The sequence below is a fragment of the Yersinia sp. J1 genome (assembly GCF_050586585.1).
In the GTDB taxonomy this organism is placed as follows: domain Bacteria; phylum Pseudomonadota; class Gammaproteobacteria; order Enterobacterales; family Enterobacteriaceae; genus Yersinia; species Yersinia entomophaga.
Genome location: NZ_JBOBDP010000002.1, coordinates 230,405 through 247,930 on the forward strand (window position 1 = coordinate 230,405; position 17,526 = coordinate 247,930).

Genomic DNA, 17,526 nt, shown 5'->3' on the forward strand with positions numbered 1-17,526 from the left:
TGGCGACACTATTTTTGCTTCAGTGCTCGCCATCATTAATTCATCTATCTTATCCAACCCATTAAGAAATAAACGTTAATCTGATTCTGCTCCGTCGGGCGATTAATATCGTCTCCAGCCGTTGGGCTGTTGTCGGGGCTGTCTGATTGCTGCGTGTTTTCCGCTTCTTTAGCCTGAATCCGGGCGACTTCGGCCTGCAATGTCTTAATTTTATTTGGAATCAGCTGTTGCTGCTTTTACTTTTCATCGGCGCTGAGATCCGAATCTTTAATGGTACTGAGCTTTTCCGTTAACGTCCGAATTAGCTAAGTTGGCGCTTTTGCCTGTGAGGTATTGCGGTTATCGCTGGAACTGGCGATGGCAGAGGCGGCTGAGATGGTATTCGACATTTCTATTCTTCAAAACAGATAGGGAATAAGGCTTATTAGGGTTTCTGTCTTTAACGGTTGACGCGGCTTTTACACAATCCTTTCACTGACTGAACGCTGGCTTATCACACGGTATTATTGGGTTATATTTGATACCAGAGAATTGAACGTGCAAAAGGGCGGGTAGATGAGCGCGGGGAAAATCCCATAAAGCTGCAGAGTCCAAACGCAATAAAACCAGCCATAAGCTGGTTTACGCGTAAATGGGTGGAAGCGGGCTAATACGGCAGCCAGTCGAATTAAGCCTTAGACATAGATATTAATCTGATTGCCAGCGCGATTTTGCCCATCGTCAGCGCCGACGCGGGTTTTGTTGACGCTATCTACTGCGGTCAGGGCGGGTTTGTTACTCTGCGCATGGGTTGTTTTGATGGCGAGCAGATCGTCCTTACCCTTTTCTGCCTCTTTGGCCTGAATTCTGGCAATTTCTGCATAGAGGGCTTTGATCTGGTTGGAAATCAACTGCTGTTGCTTTTGTATTTCCTCTTTCGATAAGCCGGAGTCTTTTAGCTCGGACAATTTCTCCGTCAGATCCTGTATTTGCTGGTGCAGCGCTTTGATCTGAGATTGGGTGTCGCTACCGGTACCTGAGGTGCTCGCCTTGTTATGTTGGGCTATTTGCGGTAACGGGGCTGCTGTAGTAATAGTATTGGACATCCTTTTCTCCTAATAATCATGTGGGGATTAAGAGGTTTATCGGCATAATCAGCTGATTCTTTAGTCAGTTGTCGGATATTCATATAGCTTGAGACTGGCCGCTGTAGACCAAACGCAGTTTAGGCCAGAGGCTTAGCCAACCTTTATCGGTTACTCGCTGATGAAAGGTCGCCAGATCGCCGTTTTTATCATTGAAAGTAATCGTTGAGGTAAACAAAGCCTGTAAACCCAGAGGCGCAATCAAAGTGAGGCTATCATCCGCTTCCAGCCGCACTCCGATAGCGGTTTCGACCTCGACCCAATAGCTGATTGCGTCCGCGGTGTTCAAATAAGGGGGACGGTTGCTGCGCAAGTGCATACGCGCCTGATTTTTTACCGACCACGGCAGCGGAGATTGCATCAGAAGCTGCGCTTCTAACTCTTTATCGCGCTGTGGGTGAATGTTATAGCGGTCAAAGTAGACCAGATCGATATCATTCAGCGCAGTGCTGTCGGCATAATCCTGCAGCCGGTCCCATACCAGATTACGCACAAAACCGGCAGCCAAACACCATTGGCTTAATCCTAATTGACGGGCATGACGTAGGGCTTCCATGCGTTGGCTATCGGACTGTATCCACTCAATAATTTGCTGTTGCTGAGGCATAGAAATCCAAACTGATTTATCTGATGAATAAGCGAGAAATAGCATACCAGCCCGGAAGGGCGAATAGGTAGCGACCGGATCAGTTGTTTTTTGAATAGCAGAAAGCAAAAGACCGGCCATAGGCCGGTCTTTTAAATGGTGGTGGAGCTAGACGGGATCGAACCGTCGACCTCTTGCATGCCATGCAAGCGCTCTCCCAGCTGAGCTATAGCCCCACAAATGTGGTGTAGTACTGGAATTCATACTGAAAATTATTTGTACCGCCAATCAACCTTAATTGCATTCAATCAAGCGAAGTTTGGTGGAGCTAGACGGGATCGAACCGTCGACCTCTTGCATGCCATGCAAGCGCTCTCCCAGCTGAGCTATAGCCCCAATGTACACATAATAAATCGTGTGAACGGGGCGCATGATATGAAACCGCAGAAACAGTGTCAACGGCTAATTCCATTTCTGTGTTTAAGCGCTGAAAAAGCCGCCAAATCAGCATAAAAAGCACAGAATAATGGATGACGTATCACAGCTTTCACTTTTATAAAGATGAAAAAAAGCGGCCAATTCAGGCCGCTGTGAGACTCGAAAAAACGAAAGTCTTACTGTTGCGCTTCGCGTTGAGCGATAAATGCCAGCGCTTTATCGATACGAGATAGCGAACGTGACTGACCGATAGCATAAACGGTGACGTCCATGCCTGGGGACTGACCTGCACCAGTCACGGCTACACGCAGTGGCATACCGACTTTGCCCATACCTACGCCGAGGTCGTCTGCGGTGCTCTGAATCGCATGATGAACGTTTTCAGCTGTCCAATCGGTAATGGCAGCCAGTTTAGCGCGTACCGCTTCCAATGGCTGACGAGCAACTGGACGCAGGTGTTTTTTAGCCGCATCTGCGTCAAACTCGTCAAACTCTTCATAGAAATAGCGGCAGGATTCGGCCATTTCTTTCAGTGTCTTGCAGCGTTCGCCCAGCAATTTAACGATTTCAACCAACTCAGGGCCGTTGCGGGTATCAAAACCTTGCTGTTCGATATGCCAAGCCAGATGGACTGCCACCTGCTCCGGCGGCAGAGTATTAATGTAATGATGGTTCAGCCACTGTAGTTTTTCCGTATTGAAGGCGCTGGCGGACTTACTGATGGCATCCAGAGTGAAGAGTTCTTTCATTTCTTCAACGGAGAAAATTTCCTGATCGCCATGAGACCAGCCCAAGCGAACCAGATAGTTCAGCAAGGCTTCTGGCAGATAGCCATCATCGCGGTACTGCATAACGCCCACCGCGCCGTGGCGTTTGGACAGTTTTTTACCGTCGTCGCCCAGAATCATGGAAACGTGAGCATAAACTGGAACCGGAGCGCCCAGCGCTTTCAGAATGTTGATCTGGCGTGGTGTATTGTTGATATGGTCTTCACCTCGGATAACGTGGGTGATTTCCATATCCCAGTCATCAATAACAACGCAGAAGTTATAGGTCGGAGAACCATCGGTACGGCGAATGATTAGATCATCCAGTTCCTGGTTGCTGAATTCGATTGGCCCGCGGATTTTGTCATCAAAGATAACGGAACCTTCCTGCGGGTTACGGAAACGCACCACGCATGGCTCATCGGCGCTGTGGGTGCAATGGCTGTCGCGGCAGTGGCCGTCGTAGCGAGGTTTTTCGCCGTTAGCCATTTGGGTTTCACGCAGTTCGTCCAGACGCTCTCTGGAGCAGTAGCAGCGGTAGGCGGTGCCGTTTTCCAGCATTTGATCGATTACCGCGTTGTAGCGGTCAAAACGTTTAGTCTGGAAGTATGGGCCTTCATCCCAATCCAGGTTCAACCAGTTCATCCCGTCCATAATGGCGTCAATGGCTTCCTGAGTAGAGCGCTCCAGATCGGTGTCTTCTATACGCAATACAAATTCACCACCTAAATGACGAGTGAATAACCAGGAATACAAGGCGGTACGTGCGCCACCTACGTGGAGGTAGCCGGTAGGACTGGGTGCAAAACGGGTTTTGATTTTCATTGGGATCAAGTGCCTTATTACGCTACGCCTGTCGGCAGAGGCCGACGATTGCTCGGAATTTGAAAAAAGTAGGCCACATTCTATCACTCTGCCCCAATTCCTCAACGCCGTTCCGGAGTAGACTGATAGTATTCGTGGTGTTTATGGCTAAAGAAACGTCAACGTTGGTGATAAATATCGCATCCTGTTTAAAATTGCGGCGAACGATTGTTTTCGTTCTAAAAAGCGTTGACTCACTTCGAACTATCCCTATAATGCGACTCCAACAACACGGCGGGGCGATTAGCTCAGTTGGTAGAGCATCTCCTTTACACGGAGGGGGTCATCAGTTCGAATCTGGTATCGCCCACCAAACTCGACGTGTTAGCAGTAAGAAATAGAATGAGATAGATGAGGGCGATTAGCTCAGTTGGTAGAGCATCTCCTTTACACGGAGGGGGTCATCAGTTCGAATCTGGTATCGCCCACCACTCATCACTCATTGAGTTGTTCAGCAGTACCGTTGTAAGTAAGAAGTGGGCGATTAGCTCAGTTGGTAGAGCATCTCCTTTACACGGAGGGGGTCATCAGTTCGAATCTGGTATCGCCCACCACTTCTTAAGACTTCGGGTCGTTAGCTCAGTTGGTAGAGCAGTTGACTTTTAATCAATTGGTCGCAGGTTCGAATCCCGCACGACCCACCATCTCCTTCTCGCATCAGTAAACTCCCTAAAAAAATAACATACTGCACGATTCGTGTGGGTGAGACCTGCGTTCAGGCTCGAGCAAAGCACGCACCATTCCTATTTCCATTTTATCTCCGTCAAATTTCCCTAAAACCGCGGTTTTCAGCCATAACGCTTTTGCCTAGGTTCACTTATTGCGCTTCGTATCCTCTAAATAGCTTGCTGAAAAAACCTCGCTTATACGGGTAAATAGATTATTTCATGCGTATAAAGCCAGCAGAGAGGCTGACACAGCGTAGGTTAACGAGGAGTACGGAAATAAGCCGAGCTTTCTCATAAGGCGCAGGGAGCAGTAAGGGCGCTTAATTCAATTTAGGGGAAGTGCTGTGGCGTAGGATGTTACGGCTGCTGGGCGGCTGATAAGATGGCTGGGAAAAACGGCGTGACATGTTACTGATGACTGAAAGATTGAAGAAACTGTGGGCATAAAAAAAGGCGCCGCAGCGCCTTTTTCATCAACCGACTTAGATTAAAGCACCAGACCCGCAATAGAGGCGGACAGCACGCTAACCAGCGTTGAGCCGTACAGCAGTTTCAAGCCGAAGCGTGAAACCACGTTGCCCTGATGCTCATTCAGCCCTTTAATCGCACCGGCAACAATACCGATGGATGAAAAGTTAGCGAAAGAAACCAGGAATACGGACAGGATACCGACGCTGCGCGGAGACAGTTCGGAAGCCACTTTTTGTAAGTCCATCATGGCAACAAATTCGTTAGAAACCAATTTGGTTGCCATGATACTACCGACCTGCAGCGCTTCATGAGTTGGGACGCCCATAACCCAGGCAAACGGGAAGAAGACGTAACCCAGAATACCCTGGAAGCTAATACCAAATGCGAAGGTGAACAGGGCGTTAACTGCAGCGATCAGCGCGATAAAACCAATCAGCATAGCGGCAACGATAATCGCAACCTTGAAACCGGCCAGGATGTATTCACCCAGCATTTCAAAGAAGCTTTGGCCTTCATGCAGCGTACCTAGTTGTAGCTCTTCTTCTTCGCCCACTTTGTATGGGTTAATCAGTGACAGCACGATAAAGGTACTGAACATGTTGAGTACCAGCGCGGCGACAACAAATTTAGCATCCAGCATCGACATATAAGCACCAACGATCGACATGGAAACCGTCGACATCGCAGTGGCAGCCATGGTGTACATGCGTTTTTCAGACATCTTGCCTAAAATGTCTTTATAGGCGATAAAGTTTTCTGATTGACCAAGGATCAGCGAGCTGACGGCGTTGAAAGATTCCAGCTTACCCATGCCGTTCACTTTAGAAAGCAGGGTACCGATCAGACGAATAACCACAGGCAACACTTTGATATGTTGCAAAATACCGATCAACGCGGAAATGAAGACGATAGGGCAAAGCACTCTCAGGAAGAAGAAGGCCAGACCTTTGTCACCCATATTGCCGAAAACAAAATCGGTACCGGTCGCGGCGAATCCGAGTAATTTGTCGAAGAAGGCGGCGAATCCTTTCACAAAACCCAGGCCCACTTCCGAATGAAGGAAGAAGTATGCCAATAGCACTTCAATAACCAATAACTGAATGACAAACCGAATGCGGATGCTCTTGCGGTCTTTACAAATTAGCAGAGCCAAAATGGCTACGACGACCAAGGCCAACGCAAACTGCAGAATATGGGACATGTGTGCTCCAAACTTGAGGCAGGCTAGATTTCGGAGGTCATTTTATGTAACGCCAACATTAAAAACGAGACATTGATTGCAAATATAAAAAGTCACCTGAATATTTGCAATTAAATTAATAGGTTTCGTCACAAAACGACGCATGTTAAAAATTTTCTTTATTTGTAGCGTGATGGTGCTAATTTGTTGAGAATTCTTGCGCAAAAAGCCGCAGGGTTTAGTGAATACAAGCACAGATTTCCAGAAAGTAAAACCCGGCTATTGAAACAGCGATCTTGGCGGGTGGTTATTCAGAAAGATTGGCTATCAGAGAGATAAGTTTTACCAATTCAAATGCGCTTGATAATTATTATCATTTAGATAATATGAGATAGACATAATATCTCTAAGGGCAAAATTGATATGATGAATAGCCGCGCTACCGCTTCAGAGGGTCGTACATCAAGGAAGGTGAAGCTTTCCTTGATGGGGCCAGCATTTATCGCGGCTATCGGTTACATCGATCCCGGTAATTTTGCTACCAATATTCAGGCCGGAGCCTCATTCGGTTACACCCTGCTTTGGGTCGTGGTGTGGGCCAATCTGATGGCAATGCTGATCCAACTCCTCTCCGCAAAACTCGGAATTGCTACCGGTAAAAATTTGGCGGAACATATTCGAGATCGTTTTCCGCGTCCTGCTGTCTGGGCTTATTGGGTTCAGGCAGAAATTATCGCTATGGCAACAGATTTAGCCGAATTTATTGGGGCGGCTATAGGATTTAAATTATTGCTCGGGGTGACGTTATTAGAAGGCGCCATACTCACCGGTATTGCCACTTTCCTCATTCTGATGCTACAAAATCGCGGACAAAAACCCTTGGAGCTGGTCATTGGTGGCCTGCTGGTGTTTGTCGCCGCTGCTTATATTGTCGAACTGATCTTTTCCCAACCTGAAGTTAGCGCCTTGGCGAAGGGAATGCTGATTCCCGATTTACCAAACGGCGATGCCGTATTTTTAGCCGCTGGAGTCCTGGGGGCGACGATTATGCCACACGTTATTTATCTTCATTCCTCCCTAACGCAAACCGGTGGAAAGGAATCAAAAGCCGATCGTTATGCCTCGACCAAACTAGACGTAGCCACCGCCATGACGATCGCAGGCTTCGTGAATTTAGCCATGATGGCAACGGCGGCAGCCGCTTTTCATTTTAACGGTTATGGCAGTATCGCCGAAATTGAACAGGCTTATCTCACGCTGCAACCTTTATTGGGTCACGGGGCGGCGACAATCTTCGGTCTGAGTCTGGTTGCCGCCGGGTTGTCGTCTACCGTGGTAGGCACGTTGGCGGGACAGGTAGTGATGCAAGGCTTCGTCCGTTTCTATATTCCGATTTGGATACGCCGCTGTATCACTATGTTGCCATCATTTGTGGTGATTATGATGGGAATGGATGCAACCCGAATATTGGTGATGAGCCAGGTTTTGCTGAGTTTTGGCATTGCGTTGGCGCTAGTGCCTCTGCTGTCCTTTACTGGCAATCGGGAATTAATGGGAGAAATGGTTAATTCCCGTTTGGTTCAGAACATTGGGAAACTGATCGTCGTGGTTGTGGTGGGGCTAAATCTATATTTACTCATTAGTCTGGCTTAATAAAATTCGGATAACCGGCGGATTGTTAGTGAATACCGCCGGTATTGTTTTTAATCATCGTGGTCGTGATGATGGTGGCGACCATGATGTTTATTCTGTTGTTTTTTGTACTTTTTATACGCGTGCTTATCGTATTTCCAATAACGCCCATCGTGGTAATAGTAGTTTTTCTTCCACCAGTCCTTATCTCGCCAGCGATGGCCGTCCCAGTAATGGCCGCGTCGACTGCGTTCACCTACATCCTGCCCCTGATGCCCTTGCCACCATTGACGATCGCGCCAGTCATAACCATCCCAGTAGTTCCCATTTCTATCCTGTTCGCCGATCTGTAAAGAGACGCCAGGAAGGAGATTGATACTGACGGCCTGCGCCTGCTGTGCCAAAGGTAATGTAGCCAGCACGACAATCAGCAATAGGGGTTTTAACACGATAATTTCCTTCTTTATCTGTCGGTTGTGATAAAAACTGAGCCGACAGCGAGTCACGCAATATTAAGATATTAATAAAATAAATAGAATCTAGCGTTCAGATAAAACTGGAAAACAATGCTTTAGGAATTATCTGCCTGTTCATCATAAAGATGAAGGAGGGCGGATAATTCGCCCTCTGGTGATGTGTAAAGTGGGAAAGCGATTACAGCAGGATGGATTCTATACGCGCTATCTCCTCAACACTAAAGTGAGTATTAGTCAGGGCAGTTACCGCATCCTCAATTTGTGCCGTTTTACTGGCGCCAATCAGCGCGGAGGTCACTTTGCCCTCACGCAGCACCCAAGCCACCGCCATTTGCGATAACTTTTGCCCGCGATCCGCTGCTAGATCGTTGAGTTGGCGTACTTTTGCCAGTTTTTCCTCGGTAATTTGCGCTGGATTAAGGAATTTACTGCCGCTGGCAGCACGGGAATCCTGAGGAATGCCGTTGAGATAGCGATCTGTCAGCAGCCCGCCCGCCAGCGGTGAAAAGGCGATGGAGCCGACGCCAAATTCTGTCAGGACATCCTGCAAACCGTCCTCGATCCAGCGTTCGAACATAGAATATTTTGGCTGATGAATCAGGCAAGGCGTACCAAGGGCTTGCAGAATAGTCAAAGCCTGCTGCGCCTGTTCTGCGGGGTAGTTGGATAGCCCGATATACAGCGCCTTACCCTGTCGTACCAGCAAATCCAGCGCTTTCATTGTCTCCTCTAAAGGCGTCTGCGGATCGGGTCGATGGTGGTAGAAAATATCCACATAGTCTAATCCCATGCGCCGCAAGCTCTGATTCAGGCTGGCCACCAGATACTTCTTCGAACCCCAGTCGCCATAAGGGCCGGGCCACATGGTGTAACCCGCTTTAGAGGAGATAATCAGCTCATCACGATAAGGCTGCAGATCTTGCTGCAAGATTCGGCCAAAATTCTCTTCGGCTGAACCTGGCGGCGGCCCGTAATTATTCGCCAAATCGAAATGGGTAATCCCATGATCGAAGGCACAGTGAATCAGATTTCGGCTGTTTTCAAACAGTGTTGCATCGCCGAAGTTATGCCATAAGCCGAGAGAAATAGCCGATAGTTTTAAACCGCTGTGACCACAGCGCCGATACTCCATGTCTTGATAGCGGATAGGGTTAGCTTGGTAAACCATGACAATCCTTAAGAGGTATAGGGCAGATAAATGAGTGTAAGCCTTTTCACTCATTCGGTTCGCCAGCGGGATCACAAGGCCCATAAAGTCACGAAATATTTACAGTGCAGGATTGCTATTAATTCTAACGCATTAGATAAATTTAATTATTAGCTAATACTTTGCTTATGAACTTTTTATATGTTGGTTTTTTTCCTAAGGATCACGCGCGCTATGAAAAGTAGTGTTTATAAAGTTGCCGATTATTTGCTGGATCGCTTGGCGCAAATTGGAATCAAACACCTGTTTGGCGTACCGGGGGATTACAATCTCCAGTTTTTGGATAATGTCATCGCTCACCCGCAGATTGACTGGGTGGGATGTGCGAACGAACTCAATGCGGCCTATGCTGCAGATGGTTATGCGCGTACTCAGCCTGCTGCCGCGTTGCTCACCACCATGGGCGTGGGCGAATTAAGCGCTATCAACGGCATTGCGGGGAGTTTTGCCGAATTCTTGCCGGTGATCCACATCGTCGGGATGCCGGCACAGCACTCCCAGCAAAAGAAAGAGCTGATACACCACTCTCTCGGTGATGGTGATTTTAGCCACTTTTCGACTATGGCTGAAATGGTTAGCTGCGCTCAGGCCAATCTCACGTTGACCAACGCTGCCAGCGAAATAGATAGAGTAGTGGCAGCTGCGCTTGCTCAACGCAAACCGGTTTATTTACAACTTCCTTCCGATGTGGCAGAGATGCCGATCGACGCCAAACCCAATTCGCTGGCGTTTCAACAAGCGCCGTACTCATCTCAGTCATTGCGGGATTTTATCGACGCGGCGAGAGAGTCACTTGCTTCAGCTCGCCATGTGGCTGTATTGGCAGATTTTTTAGTGGATCGCTTTGGCGCTACCCAGCAATTAAGAAATTGGCTAAGCCAAACTCATTTACCCTATGCGACATTACTGATGGGGAAAGGTATTGTAGATGAATCTCGCGCAGAGTTTATTGGTACTTACAGCGCAGCACCCAGTGATGAGCGGATTAGATTAACGATTGAAGGAGCGGATGTAGTTATTACCGTTGGCGTATGGTTTGTCGACACCATAACCGCCGGATTTAGTCAGCAAATTTGTACGGAAAGACGCATTGATATCTGCCCTTTCGAAGCCAAAGTGGGTTCGCGTGTATTTAGCCAAATCCCGATGACTATAGCCATTGATGCGCTGGCAAAACTGAGCCTGGAATTACAGCATGAATGGATACAGCCCGATGTTTACCATTGCCCGTTGCCGCCTTCTTTAGCACAACATCTGGATCAGCAAACATTTTGGTATCACATTCAGACGTTTTTGCGGCCCTTTGATATTGTGCTGGCCGATCAGGGTACGGCTTGCTTTGGTGCCGCAGCTCTGAGATTGCCCAAGGATGCGATATTTATTACCCAATCGCTGTGGGGTTCCATCGGATTTAGCTTGCCGGCGGCCTATGGCGTGCAAACCGGCAATCCGCAGCGTCGAGTCATTTTACTGATTGGGGACGGTGCCGCTCAGTTAAGCATTCAGGAACTGGGATCAATGCTGCGGGATGGGTTAAAACCCATTATTCTCTTGTTGAATAACAATGGCTATACCGTAGAAAGAGCTATTCACGGCGAAAATCAACCCTATAACGATATATCTACATGGAATTGGACTCAGTTACCGCAGGCGTTTGGGGCGGGTAGCGAAGTCATATCCCTGAAAGTGAGTGAGCCAGAGCAATTACATAAAGCATTGCAATTGGCTGATCAAAACTCGCAGCTAGTATTTATCGAAGTTGTTCTACCGCAGATGGATATATCACCACTGCTGAGGAAAGTTACGGAATCTCTGCGAAACAGAAACGCCTCAACTTGATATCCGTGGTGATTGGCTGCCCGTAAGCTGTTCTAACAGCCAGAAACCGGCTGGTCCCGGCGGGTTTTTTTTCGACCATACCGCATCCAGAGAAATCATTTTTGGCCAACCAACCGCAGAGAGCTCAACCAATTGATTACGGCTGAATTGTTTCACCATCCAACGTGGCAGGATTGCCCAGCCAAAGCCCTGCTCCGCCATTTCTAACAGCATTAAATAGCTTGGCGCTGACCAAACCGGCCCTTGAGCCGTATTTTTATCTGTTTGCGCATAGGTGTTCAGACGCAGTTGCCGCACGGTGGCCAGTTGTTCAGGTTGGATTTGTTGGCACTGAGCTAGCGGATGATTCTGTTGGACAAACAGCGCCATACAGGACTGTTCTGGCAGAAGGCTGACGCCAATATCTGGCGGGTAATCTTTTTGGACTTCAACCATACCCAAATGAGCGCGACCATCTTGCAGTAACCCAATAACATCATCGGCCTCAGCAATCATGCATTCGAATTCAATATCAGGATAGCGCTGCTCAAAACGTTGCATTAGAGCTTCGTGGTGAGTGGGTTGATATATATCTGAGAGTACAAAACTAAGACGAGGCTCTACTTTATCCGCCAAGCGAATAGAAAGATGATCCAAACGCTCGCTGGCAGCCAAAATTTCCTGAACCTGCGCCAGAACGCGACGCCCGTGAGCCGTGAGCACCGGCTGGCGTGCTTGCCGATCGAACAAGACTAACCCCAAATCTGCTTCCAAATTGGCAATTGCAGTGCTGATGGTGGACTGACTTTTACGCAGTTTACGAGCGGCAGCAGAAAAAGATCCCTGAGATGCGGCTTCGACGAATGCAATTAACGCTTCCGGTGAATAGTGCATTATCTATCTACTTAATCGATGGCTTCTATTTTTAATCTATCCCAAAAAGCGATGATAATCACTCGGTAGTTTTTAATTCATCAAAAAAACAGGTCGATTTTATGCAAGCTAATCGTAAATCATTCGTTGAACGTATTATTCACGCCGTGGGGTTCGAAGTTATCGCCGTCGGCATTTGTGCGCCGCTGGGCGCTTGGTTATTAAACCGTTCGGTTCTGCAAATCGGGACATTAGCGGTAATGCTATCGACGGTCGCCATGCTGTGGAACATCATCTATAACAGTATCTTTGACCGAATCTGGCCTGTGAGCCGCGTAGCAAAGACGCTGGCGGTGCGTATCTGGCACGCTTTTGGTTTTGAGGCCGGGTTTGTATTGATCGGCGTGCCTATTGCGGCCTGGCTGCTGGGGATTTCCTGGGGACAGGCTTTTATGCTGGAGATCGGCTTCTTCCTGTTTTTCCTACCTTACACCATGGCATATAACTGGCTTTACGACACGCTGAGAGCGCGAGTGATTGCTTCTCGTCATCAGGCAAAAGAAAAAACGGCTGCGTGTCAGAGTAACGGTCAGGATTAAGGGGCGTAAAATGCGGGAAGCAAATGCGAAATTATGCGGTGTTTCTCCATGCTGAAACGTTTTTTTGTGATCCGTATCGCTAAAGACGCGGTGTTTAGCCCGTGGTGATTGTTGTTTTTCTGCCGTGATTTTACAGTAGGTGCAGTTAACTCAATTAGTTAAATATCCATTTAACGGAGAAGTATTTGATGACGACCTATGCTTTGGTGGGTGATGTTGGCGGGACTAATGCCCGTTTGGCGCTGTGCGCTGTAGCAACGGGCGAAATATCTCAGGCGAAAACCTATTCAGGGCTTGAATTTGACAGTCTCGAAGAAGTTATCCGCCAGTATCTGGCGGAGCATAATGTTGCGGTAGAAGACGCCTGTCTTGCCATTGCTTGCCCGATTACCGGTGATTGGGTGGCCATGACAAATCATACCTGGGCGTTTTCCATTGCCGAAATGCAAAGAAATCTTGATCTGAGTAAGCTGGAAATTATCAATGATTTTACTGCGGTATCAATGGCGATACCTATGCTTTCACCGCAGGATGTTATCCAGTTCGGTGGCAAAGATAAGCAGCCGGGCAAACCGGTAGCGGTATACGGCGCGGGAACAGGCTTAGGTGTGGCTCATTTGGTTCATGTCGATCGCCGTTGGTTGAGCCTGCCGGGAGAAGGCGGCCATGTGGATTTTGCGCCAAACAGCGAAGAAGAAGATTGCATTTTGGCGGTATTGCGGAAGGAATTAGGGCATGTTTCCGTTGAACGCGTGCTTTCCGGGCCGGGTTTGGTGAATTTATATCGCGGAATCGTGATTTCTGACCATCGTGTGCCGGAAAATCTGGCTCCGAAGGATGTCACCGAACGAGCGCTGGCAGATAGCTGTACCGATTGTCGCCGGGCGCTGTCGCTATTTTGCGTGATTATGGGACGTTTTGGCGGCAATCTGGCGCTGAATCTCAGCACCTTTGGCGGCGTTTATATTGCCGGAGGCATAGTTCCACGTTTTATGGAGTTCTTTAAAGCGTCGGGATTCCGCGGAGCGTTTGAAGATAAGGGGCGCTTTAAAGATTTTCTCGTCGATATACCGGTTTATATGATCACCCATCAACAGCCGGGCTTGCTAGGCGCCGGTGCCTATTTGCGCCAGACATTAGGTATGGAACTGTAGTTACATTAACAAACGCCTATTATTTGAAAGGTTAATAAGGCGTTTTTTTTAAAGTTCTGTTTAGCCATATTTTGGATAATGACGGTAACTGTAAAATTTTTTGCAGCTGCCGGTCTAGTTGCTGGCATTAATAACAGGAACTTTATCCATGACAATAAGTAACATAAATACCAGCAGCCCCTCCCCTCTAATGAATCTCCCGACAAAAAATAACTTATATAAAAGGATAGAAACGTTAGGTCAGGAAGTGAAGAAAATTAAAAATGAGTTGTCTACTATTAAAGTGCAGATTAATGAGGGGAAAAGGGCGATTAGGAGTAACAATATCCTGCTAAAAAGCCTCACGGGTATTTCAAACAAGCATGGCGATGATGTGAATGTGCGCTTGAAAAACGGCAGTGTAAAGTTCGGCCAAGGTAGCAATTTTTTGAAAAACTTTGTTTCTGGTAGCCGTTATCAAGCTGAGCGACAAGAAGCCGCTAAATATTTTGGCGCGGAGGGATGCGAAGTCTCTGCTGCTGATGGTATCTCTAAGCTTAACCAAAAAATTAATATTATAAAAAGTGCGCTGCTTGGGCTGGAAGAGAATAAAGGATTACAGGAGGCCAAACTTGAAGGAGTCAATGATAAGAAGCATCGGGTAGATCAACAATTACAACAAATTGTTGCGGCTGAGGCTAAGGTAAGAAAAGCCGATGAAGCTAATCAAAAAATCCGTAATGACTTTTCTATGGTTTATCAAAGTAATGCAGGCTGTAAGGCTTTAAATGTTGAGGCTCGCTACCAGTTCGGCCAAGGGCGCTCGCCCGGTAGTCTAAGCGGTAGTAAAGTCATTGCCGAGTATGAAAGAGTGCATGGTGATAATATCTTCGGCCGAGGCAACAAAAATCTTAAAACTACACTCAAATTTAATTGTTCGGATTTGGCTCAATTAGTCAAAACTGGAGCCAAAGCGTGGTATACGCCAACTAGCAAAAATATTATTACGCATCGTGGACAAGGAATAACCAGCGCAGGGATTAATAAATTAATTAGCCAATTCAATAGTGATAAAACTCAAAATCAAACCACTACTTATTCACTAGGGCAGTTCTTTTCTACCTCCGGTGATAAAAAGGTCGCACAAGATTTTGCCAACCGTAGCCAGGATAGTGAAAGAGTGATGTTTGAAGTTAAGGGCAACAGTGGTAGGGGCATTTTTGTATCCGGTGGTTTAGCATTCGAGAATAACGAGCACGAAGTATTGTATTCGCCATTAGCAAATTTCAAAGTGACGTCTATTACGCAAAATAATATGGGTACTTATCACGTTAAACTTAGCGAAGTTGAGCAAAATAAAAAAGCGAGATTATTACCTTACTAAGCTTGTCACTGATCAACGCTCTGATTCTGATAAACCCAAATGCCTACCAACTCTTAGGCTTTTCGCCAAGTATTGGTAGGCATTGATTTGGTCTCACTTAATTTTTATCAACCTATTAAGCATGGCTGCTGGCGGTAATACCCGTCGTTTCTTCTTTTGGCTCTTCCATCTGTTTTGCCGAACCTTTCGGTGGTTTGATAATGAGAGTTAACAGTAGGGAAAGCACTGACATCAGGGCAATCACGATAAAGGTGGCGTGGAATCCACCCAGACGGGCGGCGATAAATGAACCCGCCAGCGCCCCTAAACCAAAGCCTTGGTAGATAATGCCATAGTTTTTACTGTGGTTTTTCAGTCCGAAGAAGTCACCGACAATGGCCGGGAATACGGTGATGTTGCCGCCGAAACAGAAGGCAATGGCACCTACGCACAGGAAGAAGAGGGCGTGAGTCAAAGGAACGAAGCTTAGAACGCAAACTGCCAGCGTAGTGACTAACAAAGTGAAGGTAATCACTCGCATACGCCCGACTTTATCAGACAGCGCGCCCAGAATAATGCGGCCAGCGGTGTTGAAAATAGCGATGGCAGATACGGTATTAGCCGCGGTGGCTAAATCCATTCCCGCTAATTCGACGCCCAAATCCTTCACGATACCAATCAGATACAATCCACTCATACATGCGGTGAAGAAGATGATGAACAGGAAATAAGATTCTTTCACTGCCAGCATTTCTTTTACGCTGAAATCACGGCCATTCTGGCTGGCTTGCTGCATATTGGTTGGTTGTGGAGCGCTGACTTTTTCTTTCAGCAACAGGGAGCCTACGCCGACCAGAGCCATCACGATAAGACCCCAGTAGAAGAAGGCCAGAGAGACGCCCTGATTGGCAATCAGGCTGGCATTGACGTATTTGAATAGCAGGCTACCGGTACCGAATGCGCCAACGGAAATACCGGCTATCAGGCCCTTACGCTCAGGGAACCATTTAATTAGATTAGAAAGTGTTGTGATATATGCGGTGCCATCGGCAAAACCGACGACGACACCAGCCAGAAGATAAATCATGCCAAGGGAAGTGGCGAAGGAGCTGGCTATCAGCCCCAAACCCAGAATCAGGCCGGATATCAAAGTCAGATTGCGAATGCCGAAACGTTCCTGCAAGCGACCTGCAAATAGCGTGGCAATAGCCAAAGAGAAACTGGTGATTGAAAAGGTGGTGGCAACTGCGCCGAGTGACCAACTGAATTTTTCACCCAGCGGCTGGTTGAATAGGCTCCATGTATAAATAGTGCCCAAACCCATTTGGACAATGATAGTACCTACAACGATTAGCCAACGATTTACCGGTTTGCTGCTCATGCCGGACTCCTTAACATCAATACAACCTGGCCCGAATAATTCGGTCTGCCATAAAATTACGAGCTGATGATTGACGAAGGATTTGGATGTTAAGTCACTATCAGCCCGCCCAATGAAGCCAGTATACGGGCGGGTTTACCATGAAAGATCAAATGAGGAATGAGCTGCATTCAGCACGGAATGAAATGCATCTATAGGCGCATCAACTGCCTGAACTCTTTTACCTTGCTGCGGCTGACGGGCACTTCAAAATCCAAATCACTGAGACGCAGGATGTAAGTATTGTTAAACCAGGGCACGATTTCGCGAATTTTGGACAGGTTAACGCAGTAAGAACGGTGGCAGCGGAAGAAGTACTCCTCTGGCAGTCGGCTGAAGAATTCAGTGATATTCATCGGCATGATGAACTCTTCCCGGCGGGTGTAAACCAGAGTCACTTTTTCCTGCGCTGCGGCGTAATAAATATCGTTGATATCCGTCACTATGATGCGTTCGTCTTTCATCAGATTGATGGTATGAGCGCTGCGCGGTGCCAGACCGGTGGGTTGCTCGTTTTCCTGACGGTTACGCTTATGCAGCGCTTCCAGTTTTTGCAGCATGGTGACAATTCGGGATTCGTGATATGGCTTGAGAATATAATCAAATGCTTCTATTTCAAAAGCTTCCACCGCGTGCTCTTTATAGGCAGTGATAAAGATAATATGCGGTTTATGGGTAAATTTGCTGATATTTTGTGCCAGCAGCACGCCATCCAGCGACGGAATGTTTATATCCAGAAAAATAGCATCAACCTGATGATTTTGGAGATATTTTAATACATCTAATCCGTCATCAAAGGTTGCTTCTATGGTGATACCACTGTGCTGGCGAATGAGATAGCTCAGTTCTTCCTGAGCAAGAAACTCATCTTCCACAATAATGGCTTTCATGAATATTGCTCCGGGTA

14 protein-coding genes, 6 tRNA genes and 1 pseudogene are annotated in these 17,526 nt (G+C 47.4%); 9 read left to right on the plus strand and 12 right to left on the minus strand.

Features of this window, described 5'->3' with window-relative positions; all coding sequences use genetic code 11:
• Positions 1–44 precede the first annotated feature (44 nt).
• The 6 genes and pseudogenes from ACQ4OC_RS05705 to gltX all read right to left on the minus strand — a co-directional run bounded on the left by ACQ4OC_RS05705 (position 45) and on the right by gltX (position 3,740).
• A pseudogene (locus tag ACQ4OC_RS05705) lies at positions 45–389 on the minus strand (FlxA-like family protein).
• 285 nt (positions 390–674) lie between these two features.
• Positions 675–1,085 carry a FlxA-like family protein gene (locus ACQ4OC_RS05710; protein ID WP_064517045.1) on the minus strand — a complete coding sequence of 137 codons (411 nt, stop codon included), beginning with the start codon at positions 1,083–1,085 and terminating at the stop codon, positions 675–677.
• 79 nt (positions 1,086–1,164) lie between these two features.
• Complete coding sequence (locus ACQ4OC_RS05715; protein WP_430971012.1) at positions 1,165–1,731, minus strand: nucleotidyltransferase family protein; 567 nt, start codon at positions 1,729–1,731, stop codon at positions 1,165–1,167.
• A 139-nt stretch (positions 1,732–1,870) separates the two neighbouring features.
• A tRNA-Ala gene (locus ACQ4OC_RS05720) sits at positions 1,871–1,946 on the minus strand.
• A gap of 84 nt (positions 1,947–2,030) precedes the next feature.
• A tRNA-Ala gene (locus ACQ4OC_RS05725) sits at positions 2,031–2,106 on the minus strand.
• A gap of 218 nt (positions 2,107–2,324) precedes the next feature.
• Positions 2,325–3,740 (minus strand): glutamate--tRNA ligase, encoded by a 1,416-nt coding sequence (gltX, locus tag ACQ4OC_RS05730; RefSeq protein ID WP_064517047.1) that lies wholly within the window; start codon positions 3,738–3,740, stop codon positions 2,325–2,327.
• A gap of 276 nt (positions 3,741–4,016) precedes the next feature.
• Between gltX and ACQ4OC_RS05735 the strand changes: the two genes are divergently transcribed.
• The 4 genes from ACQ4OC_RS05735 to ACQ4OC_RS05750 all read left to right on the plus strand — a co-directional run bounded on the left by ACQ4OC_RS05735 (position 4,017) and on the right by ACQ4OC_RS05750 (position 4,423).
• A tRNA-Val gene (locus ACQ4OC_RS05735) sits at positions 4,017–4,092 on the plus strand.
• Between the two features lie 42 nt (positions 4,093–4,134).
• Positions 4,135–4,210, plus strand: a tRNA-Val gene (locus tag ACQ4OC_RS05740).
• A 47-nt stretch (positions 4,211–4,257) separates the two neighbouring features.
• Positions 4,258–4,333 (plus strand) — tRNA-Val (locus ACQ4OC_RS05745).
• Positions 4,334–4,347: 14 nt separating this feature from the next.
• Positions 4,348–4,423 (plus strand) — tRNA-Lys (locus tag ACQ4OC_RS05750).
• A 511-nt stretch (positions 4,424–4,934) separates the two neighbouring features.
• Here ACQ4OC_RS05750 and ACQ4OC_RS05755 read toward each other — a convergent pair.
• Positions 4,935–6,119 carry a NupC/NupG family nucleoside CNT transporter gene (locus ACQ4OC_RS05755; RefSeq protein WP_049596937.1) on the minus strand — a complete coding sequence of 395 codons (1,185 nt, stop codon included), beginning with the start codon at positions 6,117–6,119 and terminating at the stop codon, positions 4,935–4,937.
• A gap of 396 nt (positions 6,120–6,515) precedes the next feature.
• Here ACQ4OC_RS05755 and ACQ4OC_RS05760 point away from each other — a divergent pair, with 396 nt between their 5' ends.
• Positions 6,516–7,751: an Nramp family divalent metal transporter gene (locus ACQ4OC_RS05760; RefSeq protein ID WP_276148113.1), complete on the plus strand. Its 1,236-nt coding sequence runs from the start codon at positions 6,516–6,518 to the stop codon at positions 7,749–7,751.
• Between the two features lie 50 nt (positions 7,752–7,801).
• Here the strand turns inward: ACQ4OC_RS05760 and ACQ4OC_RS05765 are convergent, their stop codons facing one another.
• Positions 7,802–8,179, minus strand: coding sequence for a DUF2502 domain-containing protein (locus ACQ4OC_RS05765; RefSeq protein WP_064517050.1), 378 nt, complete (start codon positions 8,177–8,179; stop codon positions 7,802–7,804).
• A 205-nt stretch (positions 8,180–8,384) separates the two neighbouring features.
• The gene (mgrA, locus tag ACQ4OC_RS05770) at positions 8,385–9,374 is read right to left on the minus strand and encodes an L-glyceraldehyde 3-phosphate reductase (RefSeq protein ID WP_064517052.1); all 990 of its coding nucleotides are present in this window, start codon (positions 9,372–9,374) and stop codon (positions 8,385–8,387) included.
• Between the two features lie 213 nt (positions 9,375–9,587).
• On the opposite strand from mgrA, the gene ACQ4OC_RS05775 reads away from it, so the two are divergent.
• On the plus strand, positions 9,588–11,252 hold the full coding sequence (locus ACQ4OC_RS05775) for an alpha-keto acid decarboxylase family protein (RefSeq protein WP_430971013.1): 1,665 nt from the start codon (positions 9,588–9,590) through the stop codon (positions 11,250–11,252).
• On the opposite strand, the gene ACQ4OC_RS05780 is transcribed toward ACQ4OC_RS05775, so the two are convergent.
• Positions 11,244–12,125, minus strand: coding sequence for a LysR family transcriptional regulator (locus tag ACQ4OC_RS05780; RefSeq protein WP_064517056.1), 882 nt, complete (start codon positions 12,123–12,125; stop codon positions 11,244–11,246). The genes ACQ4OC_RS05775 and ACQ4OC_RS05780 overlap by 9 nt on opposite strands.
• A gap of 101 nt (positions 12,126–12,226) precedes the next feature.
• On the opposite strand from ACQ4OC_RS05780, the gene ACQ4OC_RS05785 reads away from it, so the two are divergent.
• The 3 genes from ACQ4OC_RS05785 to ACQ4OC_RS05795 all read left to right on the plus strand — a co-directional run bounded on the left by ACQ4OC_RS05785 (position 12,227) and on the right by ACQ4OC_RS05795 (position 15,220).
• A complete protein-coding gene (locus tag ACQ4OC_RS05785) occupies positions 12,227–12,703 on the plus strand; it encodes a multidrug/biocide efflux PACE transporter (protein WP_064517058.1) in 477 nt (158 codons plus the stop codon).
• A gap of 188 nt (positions 12,704–12,891) precedes the next feature.
• Positions 12,892–13,857 (plus strand): glucokinase, encoded by a 966-nt coding sequence (glk, locus tag ACQ4OC_RS05790; RefSeq protein WP_064517060.1) that lies wholly within the window; start codon positions 12,892–12,894, stop codon positions 13,855–13,857.
• A 148-nt stretch (positions 13,858–14,005) separates the two neighbouring features.
• Positions 14,006–15,220: an ADP-ribosyltransferase domain-containing protein gene (locus tag ACQ4OC_RS05795; RefSeq protein ID WP_162493039.1), complete on the plus strand. Its 1,215-nt coding sequence runs from the start codon at positions 14,006–14,008 to the stop codon at positions 15,218–15,220.
• A 115-nt stretch (positions 15,221–15,335) separates the two neighbouring features.
• On the opposite strand, the gene ACQ4OC_RS05800 is transcribed toward ACQ4OC_RS05795, so the two are convergent.
• On the minus strand, positions 15,336–16,580 hold the full coding sequence (locus ACQ4OC_RS05800) for an L-lactate MFS transporter (protein ID WP_430971014.1): 1,245 nt from the start codon (positions 16,578–16,580) through the stop codon (positions 15,336–15,338).
• A gap of 191 nt (positions 16,581–16,771) precedes the next feature.
• Complete coding sequence (locus tag ACQ4OC_RS05805) at positions 16,772–17,509, minus strand: LytR/AlgR family response regulator transcription factor (RefSeq protein WP_064517064.1); 738 nt, start codon at positions 17,507–17,509, stop codon at positions 16,772–16,774.
• Positions 17,510–17,526 lie beyond the last annotated feature (17 nt).

Excerpts from the sequence above, each read along its gene's own strand:
- ACQ4OC_RS05785 (WP_064517058.1), top strand. The coding sequence starts at position 12,227 with ATGCAAGCTAATCGTAAATCATTCGTTGAACGTATTATTCACGCCGTG.
- ACQ4OC_RS05800 (WP_430971014.1), bottom strand. The coding sequence starts at position 16,580 with ATGAGCAGCAAACCGGTAAATCGTTGGCTAATCGTTGTAGGTACTATC.
- ACQ4OC_RS05710 (WP_064517045.1), bottom strand. The coding sequence starts at position 1,085 with ATGTCCAATACTATTACTACAGCAGCCCCGTTACCGCAAATAGCCCAA.
- ACQ4OC_RS05780 (WP_064517056.1), bottom strand. The coding sequence starts at position 12,125 with ATGCACTATTCACCGGAAGCGTTAATTGCATTCGTCGAAGCCGCATCT.
- ACQ4OC_RS05755 (WP_049596937.1), bottom strand. The coding sequence starts at position 6,119 with ATGTCCCATATTCTGCAGTTTGCGTTGGCCTTGGTCGTCGTAGCCATT.
- mgrA (WP_064517052.1), bottom strand. The coding sequence starts at position 9,374 with ATGGTTTACCAAGCTAACCCTATCCGCTATCAAGACATGGAGTATCGG.
- ACQ4OC_RS05715 (WP_430971012.1), bottom strand. The coding sequence starts at position 1,731 with ATGCCTCAGCAACAGCAAATTATTGAGTGGATACAGTCCGATAGCCAA.
- gltX (WP_064517047.1), bottom strand. The coding sequence starts at position 3,740 with ATGAAAATCAAAACCCGTTTTGCACCCAGTCCTACCGGCTACCTCCAC.
- ACQ4OC_RS05805 (WP_064517064.1), bottom strand. The coding sequence starts at position 17,509 with ATGAAAGCCATTATTGTGGAAGATGAGTTTCTTGCTCAGGAAGAACTG.
- ACQ4OC_RS05775 (WP_430971013.1), top strand. The coding sequence starts at position 9,588 with ATGAAAAGTAGTGTTTATAAAGTTGCCGATTATTTGCTGGATCGCTTG.
- glk (WP_064517060.1), top strand. The coding sequence starts at position 12,892 with ATGACGACCTATGCTTTGGTGGGTGATGTTGGCGGGACTAATGCCCGT.
- ACQ4OC_RS05795 (WP_162493039.1), top strand. The coding sequence starts at position 14,006 with ATGACAATAAGTAACATAAATACCAGCAGCCCCTCCCCTCTAATGAAT.